The following is a 23,797-nucleotide window of genomic DNA, read 5'->3' on the forward strand; positions in this document are numbered from 1 at the left end:
TTCAGTGGACACACATGTCATTGTGCCTTTAAATTTGTTATTGTAAACTAATTAATAAAATATTTCATTCTTGGAGGAATTCATGGCTTATTTTTTAGTTATTCATTTTGAAGAAGAACTTGATGCTGAGTTGTCTTATTGGCCAAATCAGTTAGGTATGACGAAATCGCAGTTTATTCGTCAAGTTTTGGAAGAAAAATTGAATTGTATTAAAGAATATCCTATTGGGTAACTATTTTTTCTTTCTCCGTTATTCAACTGCCTCAAATTGTCTAAAACTTTGTGAATTTTTCCGGTCAGTTTTGCTCTTGGTTTCTGCCATTTTTAGCTTTAAATGTTATAATAAAGGTATCATAGCAGAAATGGGGAATGTCTATGGCGAAAGTAACGTATGGGATTGTTTCCACGGCGCAGGTGGCGCCGAGGTTTATTGAGGGAATTCGGTTAGCGGGTAATGGGGAAGTTGTGGCTGTTTCTAGTCGGTCGATTGATAAGGCCCGTGTTTTTGCCTCTAAATATAGGATTCCTAGGGCTTATGGCAAGTTGTCTGAGATGTTGGCGGATCCGGATATTGATGTCATTTATGTGCCGACCATTAATAAAGACCATTATAATTGTGCTAAGAAAGCCCTTTTGGCCGGTAAACATGTTTTGGTTGAGAAGCCTTTTACGCTGACTTATGGGGAGGCGCGTGAGCTCTTTAATTTGGCCTACCGTAAGGAGCGTTTCTTGATGGAAGCTCAGAAGTCGGTTTTCATTCCTTTGACCGACGTCATTAAAAAGACTATTCAAAAGGGGGAGTTGGGGGAAATTCTTTCTATCAGCTCGACGACTGCTTATCCCAATATCGACCATATCGAGTGGTTCACTGATCTCGAAGCTGGTGGTGGGACCGCTCACTTCATGGCACCTTACGCTTTCTCCTATCTTCAGTATCTTTTTGACTGCCCTATTGAAAAAGCGGGTGGGATGGCTAACTTTCCAAAAGGCCAGAGTGATTGCCAATCTAAGATTCTTCTTCAGTTGGAGAATGGTATCATGGTAGACATTTTTTTGACGACCAAACTGAAATTGAAGCATAAGATGATTATCCGTGGTTCCAAAGGGACGCTAGAGATTCCTAGTTTTTGGAAATCAACCATGGCAACGATCATCCATGAGGACGGAAGTCGCAAATTGCTTGAAGCACCCATGGACAGTGATTTTGCCTCCGAAGCCTATCACGTTAGTCAGATGATTCAGGAAGGCGCTACGGTAAGCCCTATTATGAAACCTGAAATCACGCTCTTAACCATTAAAATTATAGAAGAATTATATAAATCTTGGGGTAAATAAACTTTAAGGATAAGAAAAAGAGTTTAGCCTAGCTAAACTCTTTTTGGTTTCTCGTTTTATGAAAAGTTGAGACTCTCCTCTATAAAAAGTTATTTGCAAAAAAATGTATATTTTTACATATTTAATACAAAATGACATATTCTTACAGTTTTAACTTGTACATTTTGCCTATTTAGCCGATAATAATAAAAAGGTCTGGAAGGAGTCAGCTTATGGAAAGTGATAAAAAGTTAGAGAAAAAGATTTCCATTATCAATGTCGATTACTTATCGGCTGATGATCAGGAAAATCTATCGCAACTTGGGGAATCTGGGCAGGAGATTTTGGATTATGCCCAGGATGACAACGAGACAGCCTTTGTCAAAGAGGACGATGGCCAGTTGATATTGGTTTATCAATTATTGGAGGACAAGCTTGTTTCTCTGAGCGACGGCAGCATTCCCAGGATCATGCCTATGACTTTTGTGGCTGGGCAAGACCAGCTGCTGATTTTGCATACGGACTCCACTGCTCGGCTATTAGCTAAAGCAATGGACAAGGTCAGTCCAGCTGATGACCCTAAGGAAAGCCTTTTGCAGCTCTTGACGGTATTCACTAAGGACTACTTTAGAGTGGTTGAAGGCATGGGGAAAGAACGTGACGACCTGATGAATCAACTGCGCCAGCGCCCGACTAAGAGGAGTTTAACGGGCTTGGCTAATCTGCAGAGTGGCTCGGTTTATGTTATGATGGGCTCGCAACAAAATGGAGAGATGCTGGCTGATTGGCAGGACTTGCCAGGTTATGAGGACTATAGTGACAGGGTTAAGGAGCTCTTGCGGGATACTATGATTGAGGTCAAGCAGTTGTCCAATAATTGTTCTTTGCACCAACGGATTTTGGAGCAGATGGCTTCTTCTTATAACAACGTTTTGAGTAATCGCCTTAATGATAATGTGACATCCTTGACCATTTTAACCATTGGTTTGACCATTATTACGACGGTTACCAGTTTTTACGGTATGAATGTCAAGTTACCGTTTGCCAAGGTGGATATTGTTTGGCTGATTATTCTGGTCATTACGACGGTGATTGCCTTGATTGCTATGCATTTCTTGCGTCGTTTTGTTAATGGTGGCCATAAAAAGCTTTAGAAAGTTAGTGCATGTCGATTGAAGAGAGTGTTTTTAAACGAAAAGTTTTAAATAAAGATAAATTAGAAGCCTTTGGCTTCCTTAAAAAGTCTGACCAGTCTTATGATTATCAGACTAAGATCATGGATGGCAGTTTTCTGGTTCAGGTGTCTATTGATGCTAGGGGAAACTTGTCCAGTCGGGTCCTTGATTTGGACATGGATGAGGAATATCTGGCTATTCATTTAGAAAAGACGGTTTCTTCCTATGTGCGGCAGGTTCAGGCTGCTTACCGCCAGGTGTTGGAAGAGATAGCGGTGGCTTGTTACAGCCATCTGCCCTTTATTTCGGACCAGATGAATCGTCTGCATGCCCGCTTACAAGGGGAGTTTGGGGATTTGCTTGATCAGCCTTTTGAAAAGCACCCTGACTACCAATCTTATCGGGTTGCGGGCAAGTGGTACGCTTTGATTTACCCTTTGGACTTAGACAAGTTAGAAGGGATTGAGGACAAGTATAAGGGGCAGAGGGCTGAGGTAGTTAACCTGAAAGTGAAGCCTGCGCAGCTGGATGCCTTGCTTGGTTTGGAGGGCATTTACCCGGCTTATCACATGTCGAAAAAATCCTGGGTCACGCTAATTCTGGACGATACTTTGTCGGATTCGGCCGTCTTGGATCTCTTGCTTGGGAGCAGGGCCCTTGTCGCGCCAGCTATTCTCCCAAATCCAAATGGGCCAGATTATTGGGTCATTCCGGCCAATCTCAAGTACTATGATATTGATAGTGAGTTTGCGGCGGATCCGGAAATTTTGTGGACCCAGAAGGCTTCGATTAAGGCTGGGGATTATGTTTTTATCTACATTACGGCGCCTACTAAGGCTTTGCGCTATGCCTGTAGGGTGGTTGAGGCCAATATTCCCAATCGGGGTTATCGGGATCGTGATGGGATTGAGACCTTGATGAAGTTGCAGCTTTTGCAGCACTATGAGGACCACTTACTGCCTTTGGATATGTTGCAGGAGCAGGGGCTTAAGTCGGTTCGGGGGCCAAGGCGTTTGCCGCCTCAATTGGTTGCATTTTTGCAGGAAAAAGGGTATTTTAAAGAGTAAATAGGAGTAATAGGAGTATATAGGAGGTGGCCAGATGGCACGTTTTTTAGCTGATCAAACATTTTGGGACTTGTTTCCCGATGCACAATTAGGAGTTGTTCTTTTACGCAATTATCAGGCTTCGGGAGAATCACCTGAAGAGATTAAAACCATACTGAAAGAAAGCCACTCCTTAGCGGAAAATCATCTGACAGAGGATAATTTCGCTGAGAATGAGGTAATCCAGACTTATCGGAAAGCTTTTCAACAATTCAAGACCAAAAAGGGTGCCCGTTCTAGTATAGAAGCTCTTTTGAAACGTGTTTCAAATGGCAATGAGATTCCCTCCATCAACCCCTTGGTAGATATTTATAATGCTGCTAGTCTACGTTATGCTTTACCTGTTGGAGCTGAAGATTTAGATTCCTTTGTGGGTGATTTGCGCTTAACAATTACAGACGGTGGTGATCCATTTTATCTGATTGGTGATGAGAATAATTCACCGACTCTGGCTAATGAACTTTGTTACAAGGATGATGCTGGTGCTGTTTGTCGTTGCCTCAACTGGCGTGATGGCGAACGGACCATGATTACAGCTAATACCAAAAATGCTTTCCTCATTATAGAATTATTGGACCCGAGTAAAGCTGATCAGCTGGTCGAAGCCTTGAATTTCATTGAGGGTCATGCTAAGATGCAGTTAGGGGCTGAAACAGAGAAATTTGTTCTGACACAAGAAAATGCTTGTATTGATTTATAAAAGTTTATAGGTTAAAAATATGAAAAGCCCAAAGAGAAATGTCAATTTCTCTTTGGGCTTTTGTTGATGTGAAAAACCTTAACAATGTGTTAAGGTTTATTTGTTACTGAAGAAAAATGGTGGTGTGTAATGGCTGAGGGTCTCAAAACAAGCTTTTGCTCCCTCATTGTCTTCACAGATGATCAGACAGGTGTCGTCACCACAGACTGTTGCGACGATTTCTTGTATTTGCATGGCATCTAAGATTGATCCGAAGGACTGGGCTAGTCCTGGCAAGGTTTTTAGGACAATTTGATTCTGGACAATTTTGAGCATGACCAATGCATCTTCCATATAAAAGCGCAGGCGGTGTTCCCAGCGACTTTGACTGATAGATAAGGTTTCGTAATGGGTGGATTCACCATTAGAAACTTTAACCAAGTTCAATTCTTTCATATCTCTTGAGAGAGTTGCTTGGGTAATATGAATGCCGTTTTTTTCTAAGCGACTTTGTAATTCTTGTTGCGTGTGGATGGTCGTCTCGGAAATCAGGGAGCGAATGAGCTGATGTCGGATTTCTTTTTTGTTCATTTTTTCTCTTATCCTTTATAAAAAATTATTCAATAATTAATCCGAGTATAACAAAAAGCGATAGACCTGTAAAGAAAATTTATAGAACCGCTTACAAAAAGCGAACCTTTGTGATAAAATACTAGGGATAGAGAAAATTGGAGGTGTCATTTGATTAGAAGAGAAGATTATCAATATTTAAGAAAATTAAATGATTTTAGGTTTTTCTCCATTGAAGAATTTGATAAAATTGTTGGTCAAATGGAGCGCCGTAAAGTGCCTAAAGGCCATATATTGTTTTTTGAGGGAGATAAGCGCGATAAGCTTTTTTTAGTGACTTCCGGTTATTTCAAAGTTGAACAAACGGATCAAACCGGATCCTTTATATATACAGATTTTATTCGTCATGAAACCATCTTCCCATATGGAGGTATGTTTACGGACGAAGTATATCATTTTTCTGTTGTAGCAATGACAGATGTTACCTATTATTATTTGCCGACGGATTTATTTGAGGAATTTTCAGCAAATAATCCCAAACAGATGATCCACCTTTACAGTAAGTTATCTAGACTTTTAGAATTACATGAATTGCGCGTTCGCAACATGATCACTTCTAGTGCTAGTGAAAGAGTGATTCAGTTTTTAGCCATTCTCTTGATTGAAATGGGCGATGACAATAATCAATTGCCTTTCCAACTGACAGCTCTTGATATTGCTAGCATGAGTGGAACGACAAGAGAGACTGTCAGTCATGTCCTAAGTAAATTGAAAAAGGAAAAGCGGGTTGAAAGTAAGAACAAATACCTAACATTTATTGATCGTGACTACTTTTTAAAACATACTTAAGAAAATATAAAATACTTTTTTAAAGTTTTTTATATTTTTTTTGCTTTTTTTAAAATTTATAACTATTAATTTTTTCGTAAAAATGTAAAAAACTTACAAGAAACCGGATACATTTTTATAAAATTACATATTTTGAATAAAAACTGTAAACGATTTCACATATTAAGAGTGAAATTTACCGCATAATTTATATTGTTAAAAGGTAAACTATGTATGTAAGCAAGATTACTAAATCTTGATATGTGAATTCACAAAATCTTATATTTTAGAAAGAGGTTAAAAGTTATGACTGCTAAATCACCGATTCATGTTTATTCTGAAATTGGCAAACTTAAAAAAGTTATGCTCCACAGACCTGGTAAAGAAATTGAAAACTTAATGCCAGACTACCTTGAAAGATTATTGTTTGATGATATTCCTTTCTTAGAAAACGCTCAAAAAGAACATGATGCATTTGCACAAGCTCTTAGAGAAGAAGGCATTGAAGTACTTTACCTTGAAAAATTAGCTGCTGAATCACTTATTAATGATGAAGTTCGTAAATCTTTCATCGACGAATATATTGAAGAAGCTAACATCAGAGGACGCGCAACTAAAGAAGCAATCCGCGAAATGCTTATGTCAATCGAAGATAACCAAGAATTGATTGATAAAACAATGGCTGGTGTTCAAAAATCTGAACTTCCAGAAATCTCAGAAGAAGAAAAAGGTTTAACTGACCTTGTTGAATCTGATTACCCATTCGCAATTGATCCAATGCCAAACCTTTACTTCACTCGCGATCCATTCGCAACTATCGGTGAAGGTGTTTCATTAAACCACATGTTTGCTGAAACTCGTAACCGCGAAACACTTTACGGTAAATACATTTTCACTCATCACCCAGAATACGGTGGAAAAGTGCCAATGGTTTACGATCGTAGCGAAAACACTCGTATCGAAGGTGGAGATGAGTTAGTTCTTTCTAAAGATGTTTTAGCAGTAGGTATTTCACAACGTACTGACGCAGCATCAATCGAAAAACTTTTGGTTAACATCTTCAAAGAAAACTTAGGTTTCAAAAAAGTATTGGCATTCGAATTTGCTAACAACCGTAAATTCATGCACTTAGATACAGTTTTCACAATGGTTGACTATGATAAATTCACAATTCACCCAGAAATCGAAGGCGACTTGCGTGTTTACTCAGTAACTTATGAAAACGACAAACTTAAAATTGTTGAAGAAACTGGCGATTTAGCAGAACTTCTTGCAGCAAACTTAGGTGTTGAAAAAGTTGAATTGATCCGTTGTGGTGGTGACAACATCGTTGCTGCTGGACGTGAACAATGGAACGATGGTTCTAACACACTTACTATCGCACCAGGTGTTGTAGTTGTTTATAACCGTAACACAATCACAAATGCAATTCTAGAATCTAAAGGATTAAGACTTGTTAAGATCGAAGGAAGTGAATTAGTTCGCGGTCGTGGTGGACCTCGTTGTATGTCAATGCCTTTCGAACGTGAAGATCTATAATCTAGAAATTCATTAGAATCAAAGGAGTCATAAGCTGGTGTTAAAATCTTTCTACTATTAAATACAGTATCTTTCATTCACAATAGTAGGAGTGATTCAACTTAGACTTTTGTCCCTTTACATTAAGTAAATCAACACGTTGTGTTTAGGGAAAGGGCAGTGGTTCATATGGGCGCTTCCATCCCGAATCTCTCTCATTTCCCTTGACGCAATCTGTTAGTAACGAGATAAAACGACATGAATTTTATTATAATTACAGCTATATTAGGCGGGTTTATTGGCCTTTATCTCTATCAAGATCGAAACAAATAAAACATTTTCAAGGAGAATAAAATGACTCAAGTATTCCAAGGACGTAATTTCCTAGCAGAAAAAGATTTCTCACGCGAAGAATTCGAATATTTAATCGACTTCGCAGCACACTTAAAAGACCTTAAAAAACGTGGTGTTCCTCATCACTACTTAGAAGGCAAAAACATTGCTTTACTTTTTGAAAAAACTTCTACACGTACACGTGCAGCTTTTACAACTGCAGCAATCGATTTAGGTGCACACCCTGAATACCTTGGTGCAAACGACATCCAACTTGGTAAAAAAGAATCAACTGAAGATACTGCTAAAGTTCTTGGACGTATGTTCGATGGTATCGAATTCCGTGGATTCAGCCAACGTATGGTTGAAGAATTAGGTGAGTACGCTGGTGTTCCAGTATGGAATGGTCTTACTGACGAATGGCATCCAACTCAAATGCTTGCTGACTACTTAACAGTTAAAGAAAACTTCGGCAAACTTGAAGGTTTAACTCTTGTTTACTGTGGTGATGGACGTAACAACGTTGCTAACTCACTTTTAGTAGCTGGTACTTTGATGGGTGTTAACGTACACATCTTCTCACCAAAAGAATTATTCCCTGAAGAAGAAATCGTTAAATTGGCAGAAGGATTTGCTAAAGAATCTGGCGCTCGTATCCTTGTAACTGACAATGCTGATGAAGCTGTAAAAGGTGCAGATGTACTTTACACAGACGTTTGGGTATCAATGGGTGAAGAAGACAAATTCAAAGAACGTGTTGAAATGCTTCAACCTTACCAAGTAAACATGGATCTTATCAAAAAAGCTGATAACGAAAACCTTATCTTCTTACACTGCTTACCAGCATTCCATGATACTAAAACAGTTTATGGTAAAGACGTAGAAGAAAAATATGGCGTATCTGAAATGGAAGTTACTGATGAAGTATTCCGTAGCAAATATGCTCGTCACTTCGACCAAGCTGAAAACCGTATGCACACAATCAAAGCTGTTATGGCAGCAACTCTTGGAAATCTTTTCATTCCAAAAGTTTAAGATTAAATCGGTTTACTCTAATTAATACGAAACTTACTAATTTAACTTTTCAATCAAATGACTAAAGATATCTACTAATGTCTGAAGTCAAAAAACACATTATATAACTCCTTATATTTATAAAACAATTTAACAATTCCTTTAAGTAACTCCTTATGCTTAAAGAACTACATTATTTAACTCCTTATAACTAATGTAACAATGTAAAAATAAACTCCTTATAATTAACGTAACAAAGTAACTACTAAAAATTAGTCGTTCTGGTTCTGGCGACCTTGACCGGAACTTGAACGACTTTTTTAATTAAAAAAAAGAGGTAAATATCATGACAGAAGAAAAAAAACGGGGTTTTAAAATTCCTTCTTCTTACACAGTTCTCTTCCTTATTATTGCTTTGATGGCAGTATTAACATGGTTTATTCCAGCGGGTGCTTACGATACAGCTAAAGATGGTAGCGTAGTTTCTGGAACATATCATGCTGTGAAATCAAACCCTCAAGGGATCTATGATATCTTCATGGCTCCTGTACGTGGGATGTTAGGAACTGACAAAACTGATGGTGCTATCCAAGTTTCATTCTTTATCCTTATGGTAGGTGGATTCCTTGGTGTTGTTAACAAAACTGGTGCCCTTGACCAAGGTATTGCATCAATTGTTAAAGGCAACAAAGGTAGAGAAAAAATGCTTATCGCTATTTTGATTCCTATCTTTGCCCTAGGTGGATCAACTTACGGTATGGGTGAAGAAACAATGGCCTTCTATCCATTACTTATTCCAGTAATGATTGCCGTTGGATTCGATACGCTTGTAGCCGTAGCGATTATCTTGATTGGTTCTCAAATTGGATGTTTAGCATCTACAATTAACCCATTTGCAACTGGTGTTGCGGCTGATGCTGCGGGTGTATCAATTGCTGATGGTATGATTTGGCGCTTGATCCAATGGGTTGTTTTAGTAGCAATTTCAATCTGGTTTGTTTATAGCTATGCTAGCAAAATTGAAAAAGACCCAAGCAAATCTTTGATTGCCGATAAAATGGCTGAACACAAAGAAATCTTTAAATTACAAAACACTGACATGGATATGACTAAAGCTCAAAAACATGTTATCTGGTTGTTCATTATTACATTCTTAATCATGATCTTAAGCTTAATCCCTTGGGAAAACTTCAACATCATGATCTTTACAGACTTCAATAAATGGTTGACTGGTCTTCCAGTTTTAGGAACTCTTATTGGTAAATCTGCACTTCCAATGGGTTACTGGTACTTCCCTGAAATCACTATGCTCTTCATCATGATGGGTATCTTAGTAGCAATGGTTTACAGAATGTCTGAAGATGACTTCATTTCTTCATTCATCGCAGGTGCTGCTGACCTTCTTAGCGTTGCAATCATCTGTGCGGTTGCTCGTGGTATCCAAGTTATCATGAATGATGGTATGATCACATCAACTATCCTTTCTTGGGGTGAAAAAGGACTTTCAGGTCTATCTTCACAAGTATTCGTATTATTAACTTACTTATTCTACTTACCAATGTCATTCTTAATCCCATCAACTTCAGGTCTTGCTGGAGCTACAATGGGTATCATGGCACCTTTAGGTCACTTCTCACATGTTCCAGCTCACCTTGTTATCACTGCATTCCAATCAGCATCAGGTGTTCTTAACATGATTTCACCAACATCAGCTATCTGTATGGGTGCTCTTGCAATTGGTAAAATTGACCTTCCAACTTGGTGGAAATTCGTTGCTAAATATATGGTTATCGTTGTTGTAACCAGCGTTGCAATCTTAATGGTAGCTACATTCTTTAGCTAATTAATAATCACCAGGTAATATGGAGGTATAGAAATGAAAACCTATATTACAGAAACACACCAAGCAGCTTGTGTCAAAGCGATTAAAGAGGTCGTAGCCTTCCCTTCTGTTTGTGCAGAAGGGGAGAACGGCACTCCTTTTGGTCAGGCCATTCAAGATGTTTTAGAACATACCCTTGCACTTTGCCAAGGTCTCGGTTTTAAAACAGTTATTGATCCTGAAGGCTACTATGGCTACGCTGAAATTGGTGATCAAAAAGAAATGTTGGCGATTCTTTGTCACTTAGATGTTGTCCCAGAAGGGGACCGCTCTTTATGGAAAACAGATCCATTTGATTGTGTTGAGAGAGACGGAAAACTTTATGGTCGCGGTACTCAGGATGACAAAGGACCTTCAATGATGGCCTTGTTTGCGGTCAAAGCTTTAATGGATGCGGGCGTTACTTTTAACAAACGGATTCGTTTTATCTTTGGAACTGACGAGGAAACCCTATGGCGTTGTATGAACCGTTATAATGAGCGTGAAGAACAAGCCACCTATGGCTTCGCTCCAGATTCAAGTTTCCCGCTAATTTACGCTGAAAAAGGCTTGTTACAGGCCAAATTAACTGGTCCTGGAAGCAAAGCTTTGAATCTTGAAATTGGCAACGCTTATAATATTGTTCCTGCTCGTGCAAGCTATCAAGGGGACCGATTAGAAAAAGTAAAAGAAGAATTAGACAAGCTTGAATTTGAATATGTCTTAAAAGAAGACAAGATTACTGTTTACGGCTTAGCCCAACATGCTAAAGACGCTCCACATGGTATTAATGCCTTAATTCGTCTAGCAAAAGCCTTAGCACCTCATTGTGACGAACCGACTATCGATTTCTTGGCTAATGTTGTCGAAGAAGACGGTAAAGGCTTGAATATCTTTGGTGCTATCGAAGATGAGCCTTCAGGAATTCTTTCATTCAATGCTGCTGGTTTAACCATGAATGCTGATTTAACAGAAGTTCGGTTAGACATTCGCATTCCAGTCTTAGCTGACAAGGATCAACTTGTTGCTAAATTAACTGAAACTGCAAAAGCTTACGGTTTAACTTATGAAGAGTTTGACTACTTAGCACCGCTTTATGTTCCTATTGATAGTGAATTAGTGACAACACTAATGTCTGTTTATCAGGAAAAAACGGGTGATATGAGTCCAGCTATTTCATCTGGTGGCGCAACTTTTGCAAGAACTATGCCTAATTGTGTGGCATATGGGGCAATGTTCCCAGATTCTATCCAAACAGAACATCAAGAAAATGAAAATATCGTGTTAGAAGATGCTTATCGTGCTATGGATATTTATGCCGAGACCATCTTACGACTAACGACTTAAAAGGAGAATTAATCGTATGACTAAACAAAAAATTGTTGTCGCTTTAGGCGGAAACGCAATTCTTTCAACTGATGCTTCAGCTAAAGCACAACAAGAAGCATTGATTTCAACATCTAAATCACTTGTTAAATTAATCCAAGATGGTAACGAAGTTATCGTTACTCACGGTAATGGACCACAAGTTGGTAACTTACTTTTACAACAAGCTGCAGCTGATTCTGAAAAGAACCCTGCAATGCCTTTAGACACTTGTGTGGCTATGACTGAAGGTTCAATTGGTTTCTGGCTTGTTAACGCTCTTGACAATGAACTTAAAGCTCAAGGTATTGAAAAAGACGTTGCTGCTGTTGTAACTCAAGTTATTGTTGATAAAGACGATGCTGCTTTCAAAAACCCAACTAAACCAATTGGCCCATTCCTTTCTGAAGAAGATGCTAAAAAACAAATGGAAGAAACTGGCGCTAACTTTAAAGAAGATGCTGGTCGTGGTTGGCGTAAAGTCGTACCTTCTCCAAAACCAGTTGGCATCAAAGAAGTTAACGTTATCCGTAGCTTAGTTGACTCTGGCGTTGTTGTTGTCAGTGCTGGTGGTGGCGGTGTGCCAGTTATCGAAGATCCAGAAACTAAAGTTCTTACTGGTGTTGAAGCCGTTATCGACAAAGACTTCGCTTCACAAACACTTTCTGAACTTGTAGATGCTGATATGTTCATCGTCTTAACTGGTGTTGATAACGTCTTTGTTAACTTCAACAAACCTGATCAAGAAAAATTAGAAGAAGTAACAGTTTCTCAAATGAAAGAATACATTGGACAAAATCAATTTGCTCCAGGAAGCATGTTACCAAAAGTTGAAGCAGCAATTGCTTTCGTCGAAAACAAACCAGAAGCAAAAGCAATCATCACTTCACTTGAAAACATTGACAAAGTTCTTTCTGAAAATGCTGGAACTCACATTATCGCTGGTTAATTTTTGCTAAAATTAATAAGTTATTAAAAGTGTCAATAAAGGCTAAATTTTCTAAATTTAGCCTTTTCTTTTAACCCTTTTAAGTGTATAATTAGCTTTATATTTTTAATTTTTAAGAGTGAAAGTCCCTTAAAATAGAGAATCCTGACCATGTCAGAAAAAATAAAAAAAGGAGGAGCTATGAAGAAAAGCTTTATTCATCAACAAGAGGAAATTTCTTTTGTTAAAAATACTTTTACGCAATATTTAATTGCAAAGCTTGACGTTGTTGAAGTGCAAGGCCCAATTTTAAGTCGGGTCGGGGACGGTATGCAAGATAATTTAAGAGGTATCGAAAACCCCGTATCCGTTAATGTTCTTAAAATTCCAGAAGCAAAATTTGAAGTTGTCCATTCTTTAGCCAAATGGAAACGACACACCTTGGCGCGTTTTGGATTCAATGAAGGAGAAGGCCTTGTTGTCAATATGAAAGCTCTCCGCCCTGATGAGGATTCTTTAGACCAAACCCACTCTGTTTACGTCGATCAATGGGATTGGGAAAAAGTAATTCCAGACGGTAAACGTAATATTTCCTATTTAAAAGAAACTGTTGAGACTATCTATAAAGTCATCCGCCTAACTGAGTTAGCTGTTGAAGCACGTTATGATATCGAAGCTGTCTTACCTAAAAAGATTACCTTTATCCATACGGAAGAATTAGTTGCTAAATACCCAGATTTAACGCCTAAAGAACGTGAAAATGCCATTACTAAAGAATTCGGTGCCGTTTTCTTAATTGGTATTGGTGGTGTTTTACCAGACGGTAATCCACATGATGGCCGTGCACCAGATTACGATGATTGGACAAGTGAATCTGAAAATGGTTACCATGGTTTAAATGGAGATATTTTAGTTTGGAATGAGCAACTTAAATCTGCCTTTGAATTGTCTTCTATGGGTATTCGCGTGGATGAAGATGCCTTGAAACGACAAGTAGCTATTACAGGAGACTTTGACCGTTTGGAGTTTGATTGGCATAAATCTTTGTTGAACGGCCTTTTCCCATTATCTATTGGTGGTGGTATTGGTCAGTCACGGATGGCCATGTTTTTGCTTCGTAAAAAACATATTGGGGAAGTTCAAACATCTGTTTGGCCTCAAGACGTTCGTGAAACTTACGAAAATATTTTATAAGATTAGTTCTTATCTTAAGTGGAGACAATGCATTTTGTCCTCACTTTTTTATTTTGTAGTTGTCTTTATTTTTTGGTGCAAAAACTTGGAAGTGAACTTATTTCTGCTATAATAGAATTTATGAGAATTGTATCAGGTGAATTTGGTGGGCGTCCGCTTAAGACCCTCCCAGGAAAAACAACGAGACCGACTTCGGACAAGGTTCGAGGTGCGATGTTTAATATGATTGGCCCTTATTTTGATGGGGGTCGGGTTTTAGACCTTTTTGCTGGCTCAGGAGGCTTGGCTATTGAAGCCGTTTCTCGCGGAATGTCTCAAGCTATTCTGGTGGAAAGAGACCGCGGTGCGCAAGCCATTATCCACGAAAACATCAAAATGACCAAGGCTGAGAGTCAGTTTAAGCTATTGAAAATGGATGCTAGGCAGGCTTTGTTGCAGTTTGACCAACCTTTTGATTTGATTTTTTTAGATCCTCCTTATGCTAAGGAGGAAATTGTGGCCACCATAGAGGAATTGGATCAGCGCGGCTTGCTCAGTCCTCAGGTCATGATTGTTTGTGAAACGGACAAGTCTGTCCAACTGCCTGAGGAAATAGGATCAGTCGGTATCTGGAAAGAAAAAATTTACGGAATTAGCAAGGTAACGGTATATGTCATCTAAAATCGGACTTTATTCAGGGTCATTTGATCCTGTGACCAACGGTCATATGGATATTATTGAGAGAGCCAGTCAGCTCTTTGACCACTTATACGTGGGTGTTTTTTTCAATCCCGATAAGAAGGGGTACTTTGATTTGGACGTGCGCATGCGGATGTTGGAGGAAGCTTTAGAGCATTTAGACAATGTTACAGTAGTATCTGCCCAAGACAGCTTGGCGGTTGCTTTAGCTAAAGACCTCCATGTGACACATATGGTTCGTGGCCTTCGTAACCCGACCGATTTTGAGTATGAATCCAATTTGGAATACTTTAATCACCGTTTGGAACCTTCGATCGACACTGTTTACCTTATTGCCCGTAATACTATGAGTCCGATTTCATCCAGTCGGGTCAAAGAACTGGTGCATTTTAAATCTTCGATTGAAGGATTGGTCCCTCAATCTGTTATCGATCAATTGGAGCGAATGAATGAAAATCCTTAAATCCATAAAATTGTGGCTGATTAGCCTTTTAGCAGTAGTAGCCATCCTCTTTGCCCTCTTTTTCCCACTACCTTATTATGTTGAAATGCCAGGAGGCGCCTACGATATCCGCTCTGTCCTGCAAGTTAACAACCAAAAGGATAAAGAAAAAGGCTCTTACAATTTCGTAGCTGTCACTCTTAGCCGGGCCAGTCTTGCTCAAATTCTCTATGCCTGGGTGACACCCTTCACTGAGATTTCCTCAGCCGAGGACACAACTGGGGGCTATAGCGATGCGGACTATATGCGAATCAACCAATTTTACATGGAGACCTCTCAAAATGGGGCTATTTATCAGGCTTTAAAATTAGCCGGTAAGCCAGTTTCTCTAGACTACCTAGGGGTTTACGTCTTAGACGTGAGCAAGGACTCTAGCTTCCACGGGGTCTTGAATATTGCCGACACAGTAACAGGCGTTAATCAGAAAGAATTCAAGAGTTCAGCTGACCTGGTCAAATATGTTTCTAGCCTAAAATTAGGTGATAAAGTCACTGTTCAATACACCTCTGGACAAGAAAAGAAATCCAAAAGTGGAAAAGTCATTAAACTGAAAAATGGAAAGAATGGTATCGGGATTGGCCTAACAGACCATACCAAAGTCCACACCGATCAGAAAATTGTCTTTTCAACCGAGGGAGTTGGCGGACCAAGTGCTGGTCTTATGTTCACATTAGATATTCTAGATCAAATCAATAAAGAAGACCTCCGTAAAGGCCGTAATATTGCTGGTACAGGTACAATTGATCAAGATGGGAAAGTAGGAGATATCGGTGGAGCTGGCCTCAAAGTCGTAGCAGCAGCCAACGAAGGCGCAGAAATCTTCTTTGTCCCAAACAATCCCGTTGATAAACGGGTCAAAAAAGCCAATCCAAAGGCAGTAACCAATTATCAGGAAGCACTCAAAGCAGCCAAACAGCTCAAAACTAAGATGAAAATCGTCCCAGTCAAAAATGTCAAAGAAGCCATCGCATACCTTCAAAAAACCAAATAAAGGTTTAAAATAAACGAAAGCTTTCATAAACAATCAAAAACTTCTAGATTATTCTGGAAGTTTTTTGACTTTAATAAAAAAATGAGTCCGCTATACTATTAACTGTAAGCGATTACATATAGGAGTTCATATGAATAACAGACAAATTAGCTTATTACGAGATCTGATTGCTCAGGATCAATTTCAGACTGCTGCCTATTATGCAAAAATGTTTAATGTTTCTACAAAGACTATTTATAAAGATGTTCAAAGTCTCAATCTTATGTTGGAAGATTATCAAGTAGCTATTGAAAAAAGACCTCACCTTGGTATTCAATTGGATATCAGTGAAAATGATGGGCAAAAACTTTTATCCTATTTGAAAGAAACTGGATTGCAAACGAGTGGTGAATTTAAATCAAGTTCTGATTGTCGTGAGCTTGAATTGCTACAGGAATTAGCATTTGGAGATTGTCAGATTGACATTTTAGATTTTGCTCTAGATCATTTTATCAGTGAAGCCTCTGTCAAAAGAGATTTAGAAAAATTAGTCCCTTTGGCCAATGATTATGGCATTACATTTGATAAATGTCAGGGCAAGGTCATTCTGAATGGGAAAGAATCCGAAATTCGAAAATTTTTGCGTCAAGCCATCAGCGATAGAATCAAAAAACGTGATGAAGAGTTATCCTTTCAAAATTTAGTCAAATTTTTCAACAAAGATGACCTCATAATGATTGAAGAACAATTAAGCCTTTTATCGAAACGATATCATTTTGAAGTGAGTGATGTCTATAAATGGTATTTTATACTCGATGCTTGTATTTCTAATTATAGATTCCGAAATGGTAAACTGATTGACCGCATAAATGTTAGTGATTTTGCCAGCGTTCAAGATTATGAAATCTATTTATTAGCGACAGAATTCTTATCAGCCATCTATGCTTTACCTCATGATATCTTACCTCAAAATGAAATTTTGGCAACTCTGGCGGCCTTGATAGCAATTGGTTATATCAGTGACGACCATTTCAAAGATAAAATATTTGAAGAAGCCGTGACCGATTTAATTAGTGAGGTTAGTCGTCTTGTTAATTTAGACTTGAATGATGATCAGCATCTTAAGAAAATGTTATTAATTCATGTTCAACCGATGATTTATCGATTAAAGAATAAGGTTTTAATCTCCAACCAAACCACTGAAGTCATCAAGACACAATATAGTGTTCTCTATAATTTAGTCTGGTTAGCTTCGAAAGAACTATCAAACAGATTCTTAGTGCACTTGAATGATGCTGAGGTATCCTTTTTAACCATTCATTTTGAAGTGGCTATTGAACGTAAGTTGAAGCCAATTAAAATTTATGTCATTTGTCCCCATCATTTAGCGACTTCAGAATTAATTATGGTTCAGTTACGTAAAATTATCTCACCATTAGATAGTGTTCAAGCTATCGAAATCAATGATTTAAAGAAACTGACTTTAGCTGAGACTGATTTGGTCATCAGTTCCGTTGATATTTCAGATTTAAAAATCCCATTTATCTTTGTAAATAGTGTAATTACACCGCAACAGTTGCAAATGGTTCAAACGCAATATGCTAATTTTTCTCAAGGCAACAACCAGATGACGACTCATTTGCAAAATAATGACATGATTATCCAATCTATGATAGAACGTTTGTTGGATAATGCTATCTATCTGAATAAACCATTTAAAACAAAAAAAGAATGTATTGACTATATGGTTTCACTAGCCCATCCTGACAATCAGTCAAATTTTGGATTCAAAAAATCAATTATTAAACGAGAAATCCTAGGTAATACCAGTGTTTACACAGGAATAGCACTCCCCCACGCTAATCCAGAAGAGGTTAAGAAGTCACAATTAATCATATTAACATTAGATAAACCCATTAAATGGGGAGTCAATTATGTCAAGGTTATTATGTTAATAGCTATTGAAAGTGCAGAAGTTGCCTTGTATCGAGAAGCCTTAATTAGCATCTATGCCAAAATAGACAGCAAAGATTACATTGATACCCTTTGGAGTTCTGAAAATAAAGAAAACCTATTATGTAATTTGTTTAAAGAAGTTATTTATTAAAAAGGAGTCTATATGAGCGAAATTGTAGAACAGCTTGTTCGTGAAGATTTACTTAATCTTTACCTTAAAGCTAATGACAAAAGTCACCTCTTAGAACTTTTGTCAGATGATCTATTTGAAAAAGGCTATGTCTTAGATAGCTTTAAAGAGGCCATTATTAAAAGAGAGGGCGATTTTCCAACGGGTTTGCAGTTAGAGGAAGTAGCAGTCGCTATCCCACATACTTATTCCGAGCATGTCAAAAAACCATTTTTATACATCAACAAACTGGAGGAAACAATTCCTTTCATTCAAATGGGAACGGATGATGAAATTGTCCAAGTTTCCTATGTGATTGTTTTGGGCATTACAGAGCCTCATAAACAGACGGGACTGCTTGTGGAATTAATGGAAATCTTTGGTGATTCTGAATTTCTAGACCAATTACAGGAAGCGAAATCAGAAGAAGACTTGTATCACTTATTTAAAAAATAAATTTTTTGGAGGAAAAAATTATGAAACGTATTATTGTAGCTTGTGGATCAGGTGTAGCAACATCACAGACTGTTGCATCAAAAGTCAGCCGACTTTTAAAAGAAGCTGGAGTTCCTTGCGAAATCGAAGCCGTTGATATGAAATCATTGGATATGTTCATCAAAAATGCAGATGCCTATATTTCAATTGTTAAACCTAAAAAAGACTATGGTATTCCTGTCTTTAATGGCGTTGCTTTCTTGACAGGCATGGGACAAAAGCAAGAACTAGACAAAATTGTTGCCTTTATTAATCAGTAAGAGGAGTAGAAGATGGATATCTTAAAAACCGTTATTCAGTATATTTTAGATTTAGGAGCAGCTGTTTTTGTTCCATTCTTAATGTTAATTGTTGGTCTCTTGATGAAGATGAAATTTAGGGATGCTTTTACATCTGCCTTGACTTTAGGGATTGCCTTCACCGGTATGGGCATTTTAGTTAATTTCATCATGACTAGTATGGGTGCAGCAGCAAATGATTTAACAACCAACACTGGATTATCTTTACCAGCAGTTGATATTGGTTGGCCAGGAGCTGCGTCTATTTCATGGGCTTGGCCTTATGCCTTCCTAATGTTCCCTCTTCAACTAGGAATTAATTTCCTCTTGCTGGTAACTAATCAAACCAAAACCCTTAATGTCGATTTATGGAATGTTTGGAATAAAATCTTTACAGCTGTTATCGTCACTTACTTCACTAACAATGTTATTTTTGGTTTCTTAGCAGCAGCTATTATTATTGTTCTTGAATTGAAATTGGGGGATGCTTTTGCACCTGAAGTGGAACGTTTAACTGGAATTCCTGGTGTAACAGTTCCTCACTTTATCACGTTGATTGCTGTGCTTTTACATCCAATTGATGAATTATTGAAAAAGATTCCAGTTCTTAACAAGCAGTTCGATGCAGATACTCTAAAAGAAAAAATTGGGGTCTTTGGTGAAAACTCTGTTATGGGTGCCATTATCGGTTTAGCACTTGGGTTTGCATCAGGAAACGGTGTTCAGTATGCTTTAACTTTAGCTGTTCAAGCAGCAACTGCCCTAACCTTATTCCCTATGGTTTCTAAACTATTCTCACAAGCTTTATCACCAATTTCTGAAGCCGTATCTGAATTTATGCGTGAGAAGTTTGAAGACCGGGAAGTTTACATTGGTTTAGACTGGCCAATCCTTGGTGGCCGTAATGAACTTTGGGTAGCAGTTATCATGACTATCCCATTCTTATTAATTGGTGCTATTATCTTACCTCACAATATCGTTTTACCATTTGCTGGTATTATTAACTTGTCATTCGTAGTTGGTGCATTGTTGCTAACTAATGGTAATGTTCTTCGTATGATTATCCATGGTCTTATTTCAACACCTCTCTTCTTATACGGAGCTACCTACTTCACACCTTACATGACACGTCTTGCGCGTGAAACAGGTACTTTAGAAAAAGCAACGCATGGTATGGTTTCATGGTCATCATTTGAAGGTCCAGATTTACGCTATCTCTTAGCAACAATGTTTAATGGCAATATTATTTCAATTCTTTTATTTGCTCTTTGGATTGGACTTTATATTTGGTTATTAAAAGATCGTAAAAAATACAATCAGAGTTTTGAAGCATAATTAATGGAGGTCTTGATGTGACAAAACGTTATCAGTTCTTAATTCTAGCAAGCTATTTAGGCCTTGTTTATGCTCTTATTTGTCACAATTTAGGCCTATCTTTGATTCTACTCGTGCTCAGTTTGTTTCTTAAACGTAAGAATCTCTTTGAAGAGTGGGATCGTAAACAAGCTCTTAAGCGCCAGCAATTTACCTTAAGAAAAGAAAGGAAGTAAGATGAATTATCCAGAATATATAAATGGTTTAATTGAGTTAACCTATGACATGTGGAAAAAAGGTTGGGATGAATATAATGGTGGTAACGTCAGTTACCGTCTTAAGGAAGATGAGATTACTCATTTGACTAAAGATTTAGCAGAGACAGACTACATCTGGCATGACAATGAACCAGAAGTAGAAGTAATGGCTATTCCAGAAAATATGCAAGGGCAATACCTCTTAATTTCAGCTTCTTGGAGTCATTTCCGCCACTTGAAAAATCAGCCAGCTAACGATTCAGGAATAATCCGATTAACAGCTAATGGTTATGTAAAAGTAGCTGGATTTAATGAGGGCAAACGTCCTACCAGTGAAATCTTTATGCATATCTTAGCTCACTCTGCGCGTCTCGAGAAAGATCATAATCAAAGGGTTGTGGTTCATAATCATGCGACTAACTTAGTTTTATACTCCTTGTTAAATGAGGTTACGAGTCGCAGTTTGACACTTGATTTGTGGTCAGTATTAACGGAATCATTGATTGTTTTTCCAGATGGCATTGCCGTTCTTCCTTGGGAAGTTCCCGGTACCAAACAAATTGGTATGGATACTGCAAGAGAATTGGCTAGTCAACGCCTTGTTGTCTGGGCAAAACACGGGGTCTTATCAACTGGTGTTGATTATCAAGATTGTTTTGGTCTTATTGAAACTGCTGATAAAGCTGCCAAACTTGCTTTGGATTTACAAAATATCCGCCAAAAACCACTATCAGAATTCAATACCTTAACAAAAGAGAACCTCCTAGAAATCTGCCATGCTCTAAATATTAAGAGTCGCTATTTAGAGGATTAAGATTTCCAAAAACTTCTAGATTATTCTGGAAGTTTTTTGACATTCTAATAGGCGACAGGACTGGAATGACTGAAAAATATTATTATGACCATTATTTAAAAAATATGATGCAAAATAAAAAGTTAGGTCTTGACAGCCAAAAAGAAAACGGTTACAATTACAAATGTGAGAACGGTTCCATAAAATGTTGGGAAGGAGTCAAAAATGTCTACGATTAAAGAAGTGGCTGAAGAAGCAGGCGTTTCAAAGTCAACAGTTTCTCGTTATATTTCGCAAAACGGTTACGTATCAGAAGATGCGCGTGAAAAGATTAAAGCGGCTATTGAAAAACTGCATTTTAGTCCAAACGTTATTGCTCAATCCTTAAAAACAAATCGGAATCAATTGGTGGGCTTATTGCTACCAGATATTTCCAACCCCTTCTTTCCACGACTAGCTCGTGGGGCAGAAGTCTTTTTGAAAGAAAAAGATTATCGGGTCATGCTTGGTAATATTTCTGACAGCAAAACGCTAGAAGAAGAGTACCTTAAAGTCCTTTTGCAGAATAGGGCTGCCGGCATTATCACAACCCATGACTTTACCAAGGACCATCCGGAAATCGACATTCCAGTTGTGGTCGTTGACCGGGTTGATAAAGATAGTCGCTATGGCGTCTTTTCTGATAGTCAAGAAGGTGGTCGCCTGGCTGCGGAAGTTGTTTGGAAGGCCGGAACCAATCGTGTCCTCTTAATCCGTGGACCTTTGGATCAAGCCGACAATATCAATGAGCGTTTTAAAGCCAGTCTCCAGTTCCTGAAAAGTAAAAAGGTCGATGTTCGCATCTGTGACAGTTCCAGCTTTGATTTTGATCAGATTCAAGCCGAAGCAAGACGCAATTTGGATTGGTTTGTGGGAATCGATAGCATCATCGCACCTTCAGATATCCATGCCATTGCTTACATCCACGAACTGCATTCACGTGGCTTGCGCATCCCCGAGGATGTTCAAATTATAGGCTATGACGACATTTTAATGAGTCAATTCATCTACCCGTCATTATCAACTATCCACCAAGCTTCCTATCGCATGGGGCATTATGCCGCAGAATTAGTTTATAAAATAGCCAATCATCTCCCAATCGAAGAAGAACGGATTAAATTACCCGTTCACTATGTCGAAAGGGAAACTATAAGGAGTAATATATGAGTAAAATCGTCATCATTGGAAGTATTTCAATGGATTTAGTCATGGTCACTAACCGGGTCCCCAACCAGGGAGAAACTGTTTTCGGACAGTCCTTCTCCATGGTTCCTGGCGGTAAGGGCGCTAATCAAGCAGTGGCTGTCGGCCGCCTAAGCTCTGAGAAAGATCAGATTACCGTTATGGGTGCTGTCGGAAATGATTCCTTTGGTCCACTTTTATTAGACAATCTTAAGGCCAATAATCTTTTTGTGGATCATGTGGGAACGGTACCATCATCTTCTGGAATTGCTCAGATTACCTTGTTTGAGCAAGACAATCGGATTATTTACTGTCCAGGTGCTAATGGTCTGGTTGACACATCCAAATGGACTGAGGAATGGGATGTGATTGCCGATGCTGAATTAGTCATCCTCCAAAATGAAATTCCTCATCTAGAGAATCTGGCCATCGCCAAATTCTGTAAGGAAAAAGGCATAAAAATACTTTATAATCCAGCTCCATCACGCGAAACTGATCTGGAAATGCTACCCTATGTGACCTTCATGACACCAAACCAACATGAGTGTCAAGAACTCTTCCCAGGGCGCCAGCTTGATGACTTGCTAAAAGAGTATCCAAATCAATTGATTGTTACTTTGGGTACTAAAGGCTCAACTTATTGTGATGGTCAAGAGATTAAACTCATTCCTGCAATCAAAACTGAAGCTGTTGATACAACAGGGGCAGGAGATACCTTTAATGGCGCATTCGGAATGGGCTTATCAAAAAGACTGGATATTGCCCAGGCTTTAGAATTTGCTACTCTGGCCTCCCATTTATCCGTCCAAAAATTTGGAGCACAAGGTGGTATGCCAACAATTGAAGAAATGAAAGGACACCCAGCATATGTTGAAACATGGAATTTTGAATAGTGACTTAGCTAAACTAGCAGCTGATTTAGGACACACAGACCGCGTTTGTATTGGGGACTTAGGTCTTCCGGTACCAGTTGGTGTTCCTAAAATTGATTTAGCCTTAGTGCCGGGTAAACCAAGTTTTCAAGATTTACTTGATATTTATCTAGAAAATATCAAGGTTGAAAAAGTTATTTTGGCAGAGGAAATCAAAAGCTTTAATCCTGAACAACTGCAGGCTGTTTTAGCTAAGCTGGAACCAGAAGTGGTCGTTGAGTATGTTAGCCACGAGGACTTAAAAGAGCTTAATAAAGAGGTTAAGACTGTTATTCGAACTGGTGAAAATACGCCTTATTCCAATATCATTTTGCAATCAGGGGTTACCATATAGAAAGGAATTATCA

Annotated in this window: 25 protein-coding genes; 24 read left to right on the top strand and 1 reads right to left on the bottom strand. The window is 38.4% G+C overall.

Annotation, left to right across the window (positions count from 1 at the left end):
- Positions 1–82 precede the first annotated feature (82 nt).
- The 5 genes from A9Q68_RS10745 (at position 83) to A9Q68_RS00295 (ending at position 4,295) form a co-directional block, all read left to right on the top strand.
- Positions 83–232 (top strand): hypothetical protein, encoded by a 150-nt coding sequence (locus A9Q68_RS10745; RefSeq protein WP_165605214.1) that lies wholly within the window; start codon positions 83–85, stop codon positions 230–232.
- Positions 233–375: 143 nt separating this feature from the next.
- Positions 376–1,335, top strand: a complete 960-nt coding sequence (locus A9Q68_RS00280; protein ID WP_071792650.1) for a Gfo/Idh/MocA family protein — start codon at positions 376–378, stop codon at positions 1,333–1,335.
- 212 nt (positions 1,336–1,547) lie between these two features.
- Positions 1,548–2,468 (top strand): magnesium transporter CorA family protein, encoded by a 921-nt coding sequence (locus tag A9Q68_RS00285; RefSeq protein WP_071792651.1) that lies wholly within the window; start codon positions 1,548–1,550, stop codon positions 2,466–2,468.
- Positions 2,469–2,479: 11 nt separating this feature from the next.
- The gene (locus A9Q68_RS00290; protein WP_071792652.1) at positions 2,480–3,556 is read left to right on the top strand and encodes an MmcQ/YjbR family DNA-binding protein; all 1,077 of its coding nucleotides are present in this window, start codon (positions 2,480–2,482) and stop codon (positions 3,554–3,556) included.
- Positions 3,557–3,590: 34 nt separating this feature from the next.
- A complete protein-coding gene (locus tag A9Q68_RS00295; RefSeq protein WP_071792653.1) occupies positions 3,591–4,295 on the top strand; it encodes a B3/B4 domain-containing protein in 705 nt (234 codons plus the stop codon).
- 96 nt (positions 4,296–4,391) lie between these two features.
- On the opposite strand, the gene A9Q68_RS00300 is transcribed toward A9Q68_RS00295, so the two are convergent.
- Positions 4,392–4,865, bottom strand: coding sequence for an arginine repressor (locus A9Q68_RS00300; protein WP_071792654.1), 474 nt, complete (start codon positions 4,863–4,865; stop codon positions 4,392–4,394).
- Between the two features lie 150 nt (positions 4,866–5,015).
- Here A9Q68_RS00300 and A9Q68_RS00305 point away from each other — a divergent pair, with 150 nt between their 5' ends.
- The 19 genes from A9Q68_RS00305 to rbsD all read left to right on the top strand — a co-directional run bounded on the left by A9Q68_RS00305 (position 5,016) and on the right by rbsD (position 23,784).
- Entirely contained in the window at positions 5,016–5,693 is a 678-nt protein-coding gene (locus A9Q68_RS00305; RefSeq protein WP_071792655.1) for a Crp/Fnr family transcriptional regulator, read from the top strand.
- A gap of 285 nt (positions 5,694–5,978) precedes the next feature.
- Complete coding sequence (arcA, locus tag A9Q68_RS00310) at positions 5,979–7,211, top strand: arginine deiminase (RefSeq protein WP_071792656.1); 1,233 nt, start codon at positions 5,979–5,981, stop codon at positions 7,209–7,211.
- Between the two features lie 333 nt (positions 7,212–7,544).
- Positions 7,545–8,558 carry an ornithine carbamoyltransferase gene (gene argF, locus A9Q68_RS00315; protein ID WP_071792657.1) on the top strand — a complete coding sequence of 338 codons (1,014 nt, stop codon included), beginning with the start codon at positions 7,545–7,547 and terminating at the stop codon, positions 8,556–8,558.
- Positions 8,559–8,883: 325 nt separating this feature from the next.
- Positions 8,884–10,380 (top strand): YfcC family protein, encoded by a 1,497-nt coding sequence (locus A9Q68_RS00320; protein ID WP_071792658.1) that lies wholly within the window; start codon positions 8,884–8,886, stop codon positions 10,378–10,380.
- 33 nt (positions 10,381–10,413) lie between these two features.
- A complete protein-coding gene (locus A9Q68_RS00325; RefSeq protein WP_071792659.1) occupies positions 10,414–11,745 on the top strand; it encodes a dipeptidase in 1,332 nt (443 codons plus the stop codon).
- 16 nt (positions 11,746–11,761) lie between these two features.
- Entirely contained in the window at positions 11,762–12,712 is a 951-nt protein-coding gene (arcC, locus tag A9Q68_RS00330; protein ID WP_071792660.1) for a carbamate kinase, read from the top strand.
- 180 nt (positions 12,713–12,892) lie between these two features.
- Positions 12,893–13,885 carry an aspartate--ammonia ligase gene (gene asnA / locus A9Q68_RS00335; RefSeq protein ID WP_083426008.1) on the top strand — a complete coding sequence of 331 codons (993 nt, stop codon included), beginning with the start codon at positions 12,893–12,895 and terminating at the stop codon, positions 13,883–13,885.
- 120 nt (positions 13,886–14,005) lie between these two features.
- Positions 14,006–14,545 (top strand): 16S rRNA (guanine(966)-N(2))-methyltransferase RsmD, encoded by a 540-nt coding sequence (rsmD, locus tag A9Q68_RS00340; RefSeq protein ID WP_071793698.1) that lies wholly within the window; start codon positions 14,006–14,008, stop codon positions 14,543–14,545.
- On the top strand, positions 14,535–15,026 hold the full coding sequence (gene coaD, locus A9Q68_RS00345; RefSeq protein ID WP_071792662.1) for a pantetheine-phosphate adenylyltransferase: 492 nt from the start codon (positions 14,535–14,537) through the stop codon (positions 15,024–15,026). The genes rsmD and coaD overlap by 11 nt, the downstream gene beginning before the upstream one ends.
- Entirely contained in the window at positions 15,013–16,056 is a 1,044-nt protein-coding gene (locus A9Q68_RS00350; protein ID WP_071792663.1) for a SepM family pheromone-processing serine protease, read from the top strand. Before coaD ends, A9Q68_RS00350 begins: the two co-directional genes overlap by 14 nt.
- Positions 16,057–16,186: 130 nt before the next feature.
- Entirely contained in the window at positions 16,187–18,142 is a 1,956-nt protein-coding gene (locus A9Q68_RS00355) for a BglG family transcription antiterminator (protein WP_071792664.1), read from the top strand.
- 21 nt (positions 18,143–18,163) lie between these two features.
- On the top strand, positions 18,164–18,616 hold the full coding sequence (locus A9Q68_RS00360; protein WP_071793699.1) for a PTS sugar transporter subunit IIA: 453 nt from the start codon (positions 18,164–18,166) through the stop codon (positions 18,614–18,616).
- Positions 18,617–18,636: 20 nt separating this feature from the next.
- Entirely contained in the window at positions 18,637–18,915 is a 279-nt protein-coding gene (locus tag A9Q68_RS00365) for a PTS sugar transporter subunit IIB (protein ID WP_071792665.1), read from the top strand.
- Between the two features lie 12 nt (positions 18,916–18,927).
- Complete coding sequence (locus A9Q68_RS00370) at positions 18,928–20,268, top strand: PTS galactitol transporter subunit IIC (protein WP_071792666.1); 1,341 nt, start codon at positions 18,928–18,930, stop codon at positions 20,266–20,268.
- Positions 20,269–20,285: 17 nt separating this feature from the next.
- A complete protein-coding gene (locus A9Q68_RS00375) occupies positions 20,286–20,483 on the top strand; it encodes a hypothetical protein (protein ID WP_071792667.1) in 198 nt (65 codons plus the stop codon).
- 1 nt (position 20,484) lies between these two features.
- Positions 20,485–21,318 carry a rhamnulose-1-phosphate aldolase gene (rhaD, locus tag A9Q68_RS00380; protein ID WP_071792668.1) on the top strand — a complete coding sequence of 278 codons (834 nt, stop codon included), beginning with the start codon at positions 20,485–20,487 and terminating at the stop codon, positions 21,316–21,318.
- Between the two features lie 204 nt (positions 21,319–21,522).
- Positions 21,523–22,503 carry a LacI family DNA-binding transcriptional regulator gene (locus tag A9Q68_RS00385; protein ID WP_071792669.1) on the top strand — a complete coding sequence of 327 codons (981 nt, stop codon included), beginning with the start codon at positions 21,523–21,525 and terminating at the stop codon, positions 22,501–22,503.
- The gene (locus A9Q68_RS00390; protein ID WP_071792670.1) at positions 22,500–23,411 is read left to right on the top strand and encodes a ribokinase; all 912 of its coding nucleotides are present in this window, start codon (positions 22,500–22,502) and stop codon (positions 23,409–23,411) included. Before A9Q68_RS00385 ends, A9Q68_RS00390 begins: the two co-directional genes overlap by 4 nt.
- Positions 23,386–23,784, top strand: a complete 399-nt coding sequence (gene rbsD / locus A9Q68_RS00395; protein ID WP_071792671.1) for a D-ribose pyranase — start codon at positions 23,386–23,388, stop codon at positions 23,782–23,784. Before A9Q68_RS00390 ends, rbsD begins: the two co-directional genes overlap by 26 nt.
- Positions 23,785–23,797 lie beyond the last annotated feature (13 nt).

Source organism: Streptococcus bovimastitidis (assembly GCF_001885095.1).
GTDB lineage: Bacteria > Bacillota > Bacilli > Lactobacillales > Streptococcaceae > Streptococcus > Streptococcus bovimastitidis.

What these genes read in the sequence shown, in the direction of transcription:
- A9Q68_RS10745 (WP_165605214.1), top strand. Translation starts at nt 83, where the DNA reads ATGGCTTATTTTTTAGTTATTCATTTTGAAGAAGAACTTGATGCTGAG.
- A9Q68_RS00280 (WP_071792650.1), top strand. Translation starts at nt 376, where the DNA reads ATGGCGAAAGTAACGTATGGGATTGTTTCCACGGCGCAGGTGGCGCCG.
- A9Q68_RS00285 (WP_071792651.1), top strand. Translation starts at nt 1,548, where the DNA reads ATGGAAAGTGATAAAAAGTTAGAGAAAAAGATTTCCATTATCAATGTC.
- A9Q68_RS00290 (WP_071792652.1), top strand. Translation starts at nt 2,480, where the DNA reads ATGTCGATTGAAGAGAGTGTTTTTAAACGAAAAGTTTTAAATAAAGAT.
- A9Q68_RS00295 (WP_071792653.1), top strand. Translation starts at nt 3,591, where the DNA reads ATGGCACGTTTTTTAGCTGATCAAACATTTTGGGACTTGTTTCCCGAT.
- A9Q68_RS00300 (WP_071792654.1), bottom strand. Translation starts at nt 4,865, where the DNA reads ATGAACAAAAAAGAAATCCGACATCAGCTCATTCGCTCCCTGATTTCC.
- arcA (WP_071792656.1), top strand. Translation starts at nt 5,979, where the DNA reads ATGACTGCTAAATCACCGATTCATGTTTATTCTGAAATTGGCAAACTT.
- argF (WP_071792657.1), top strand. Translation starts at nt 7,545, where the DNA reads ATGACTCAAGTATTCCAAGGACGTAATTTCCTAGCAGAAAAAGATTTC.
- A9Q68_RS00320 (WP_071792658.1), top strand. Translation starts at nt 8,884, where the DNA reads ATGACAGAAGAAAAAAAACGGGGTTTTAAAATTCCTTCTTCTTACACA.
- A9Q68_RS00325 (WP_071792659.1), top strand. Translation starts at nt 10,414, where the DNA reads ATGAAAACCTATATTACAGAAACACACCAAGCAGCTTGTGTCAAAGCG.
- arcC (WP_071792660.1), top strand. Translation starts at nt 11,762, where the DNA reads ATGACTAAACAAAAAATTGTTGTCGCTTTAGGCGGAAACGCAATTCTT.
- asnA (WP_083426008.1), top strand. Translation starts at nt 12,893, where the DNA reads ATGAAGAAAAGCTTTATTCATCAACAAGAGGAAATTTCTTTTGTTAAA.
- rsmD (WP_071793698.1), top strand. Translation starts at nt 14,006, where the DNA reads ATGAGAATTGTATCAGGTGAATTTGGTGGGCGTCCGCTTAAGACCCTC.
- coaD (WP_071792662.1), top strand. Translation starts at nt 14,535, where the DNA reads ATGTCATCTAAAATCGGACTTTATTCAGGGTCATTTGATCCTGTGACC.
- A9Q68_RS00350 (WP_071792663.1), top strand. Translation starts at nt 15,013, where the DNA reads ATGAAAATCCTTAAATCCATAAAATTGTGGCTGATTAGCCTTTTAGCA.
- A9Q68_RS00355 (WP_071792664.1), top strand. Translation starts at nt 16,187, where the DNA reads ATGAATAACAGACAAATTAGCTTATTACGAGATCTGATTGCTCAGGAT.
- A9Q68_RS00365 (WP_071792665.1), top strand. Translation starts at nt 18,637, where the DNA reads ATGAAACGTATTATTGTAGCTTGTGGATCAGGTGTAGCAACATCACAG.
- A9Q68_RS00370 (WP_071792666.1), top strand. Translation starts at nt 18,928, where the DNA reads ATGGATATCTTAAAAACCGTTATTCAGTATATTTTAGATTTAGGAGCA.
- rhaD (WP_071792668.1), top strand. Translation starts at nt 20,485, where the DNA reads ATGAATTATCCAGAATATATAAATGGTTTAATTGAGTTAACCTATGAC.
- A9Q68_RS00385 (WP_071792669.1), top strand. Translation starts at nt 21,523, where the DNA reads ATGTCTACGATTAAAGAAGTGGCTGAAGAAGCAGGCGTTTCAAAGTCA.
- A9Q68_RS00390 (WP_071792670.1), top strand. Translation starts at nt 22,500, where the DNA reads ATGAGTAAAATCGTCATCATTGGAAGTATTTCAATGGATTTAGTCATG.
- rbsD (WP_071792671.1), top strand. Translation starts at nt 23,386, where the DNA reads ATGTTGAAACATGGAATTTTGAATAGTGACTTAGCTAAACTAGCAGCT.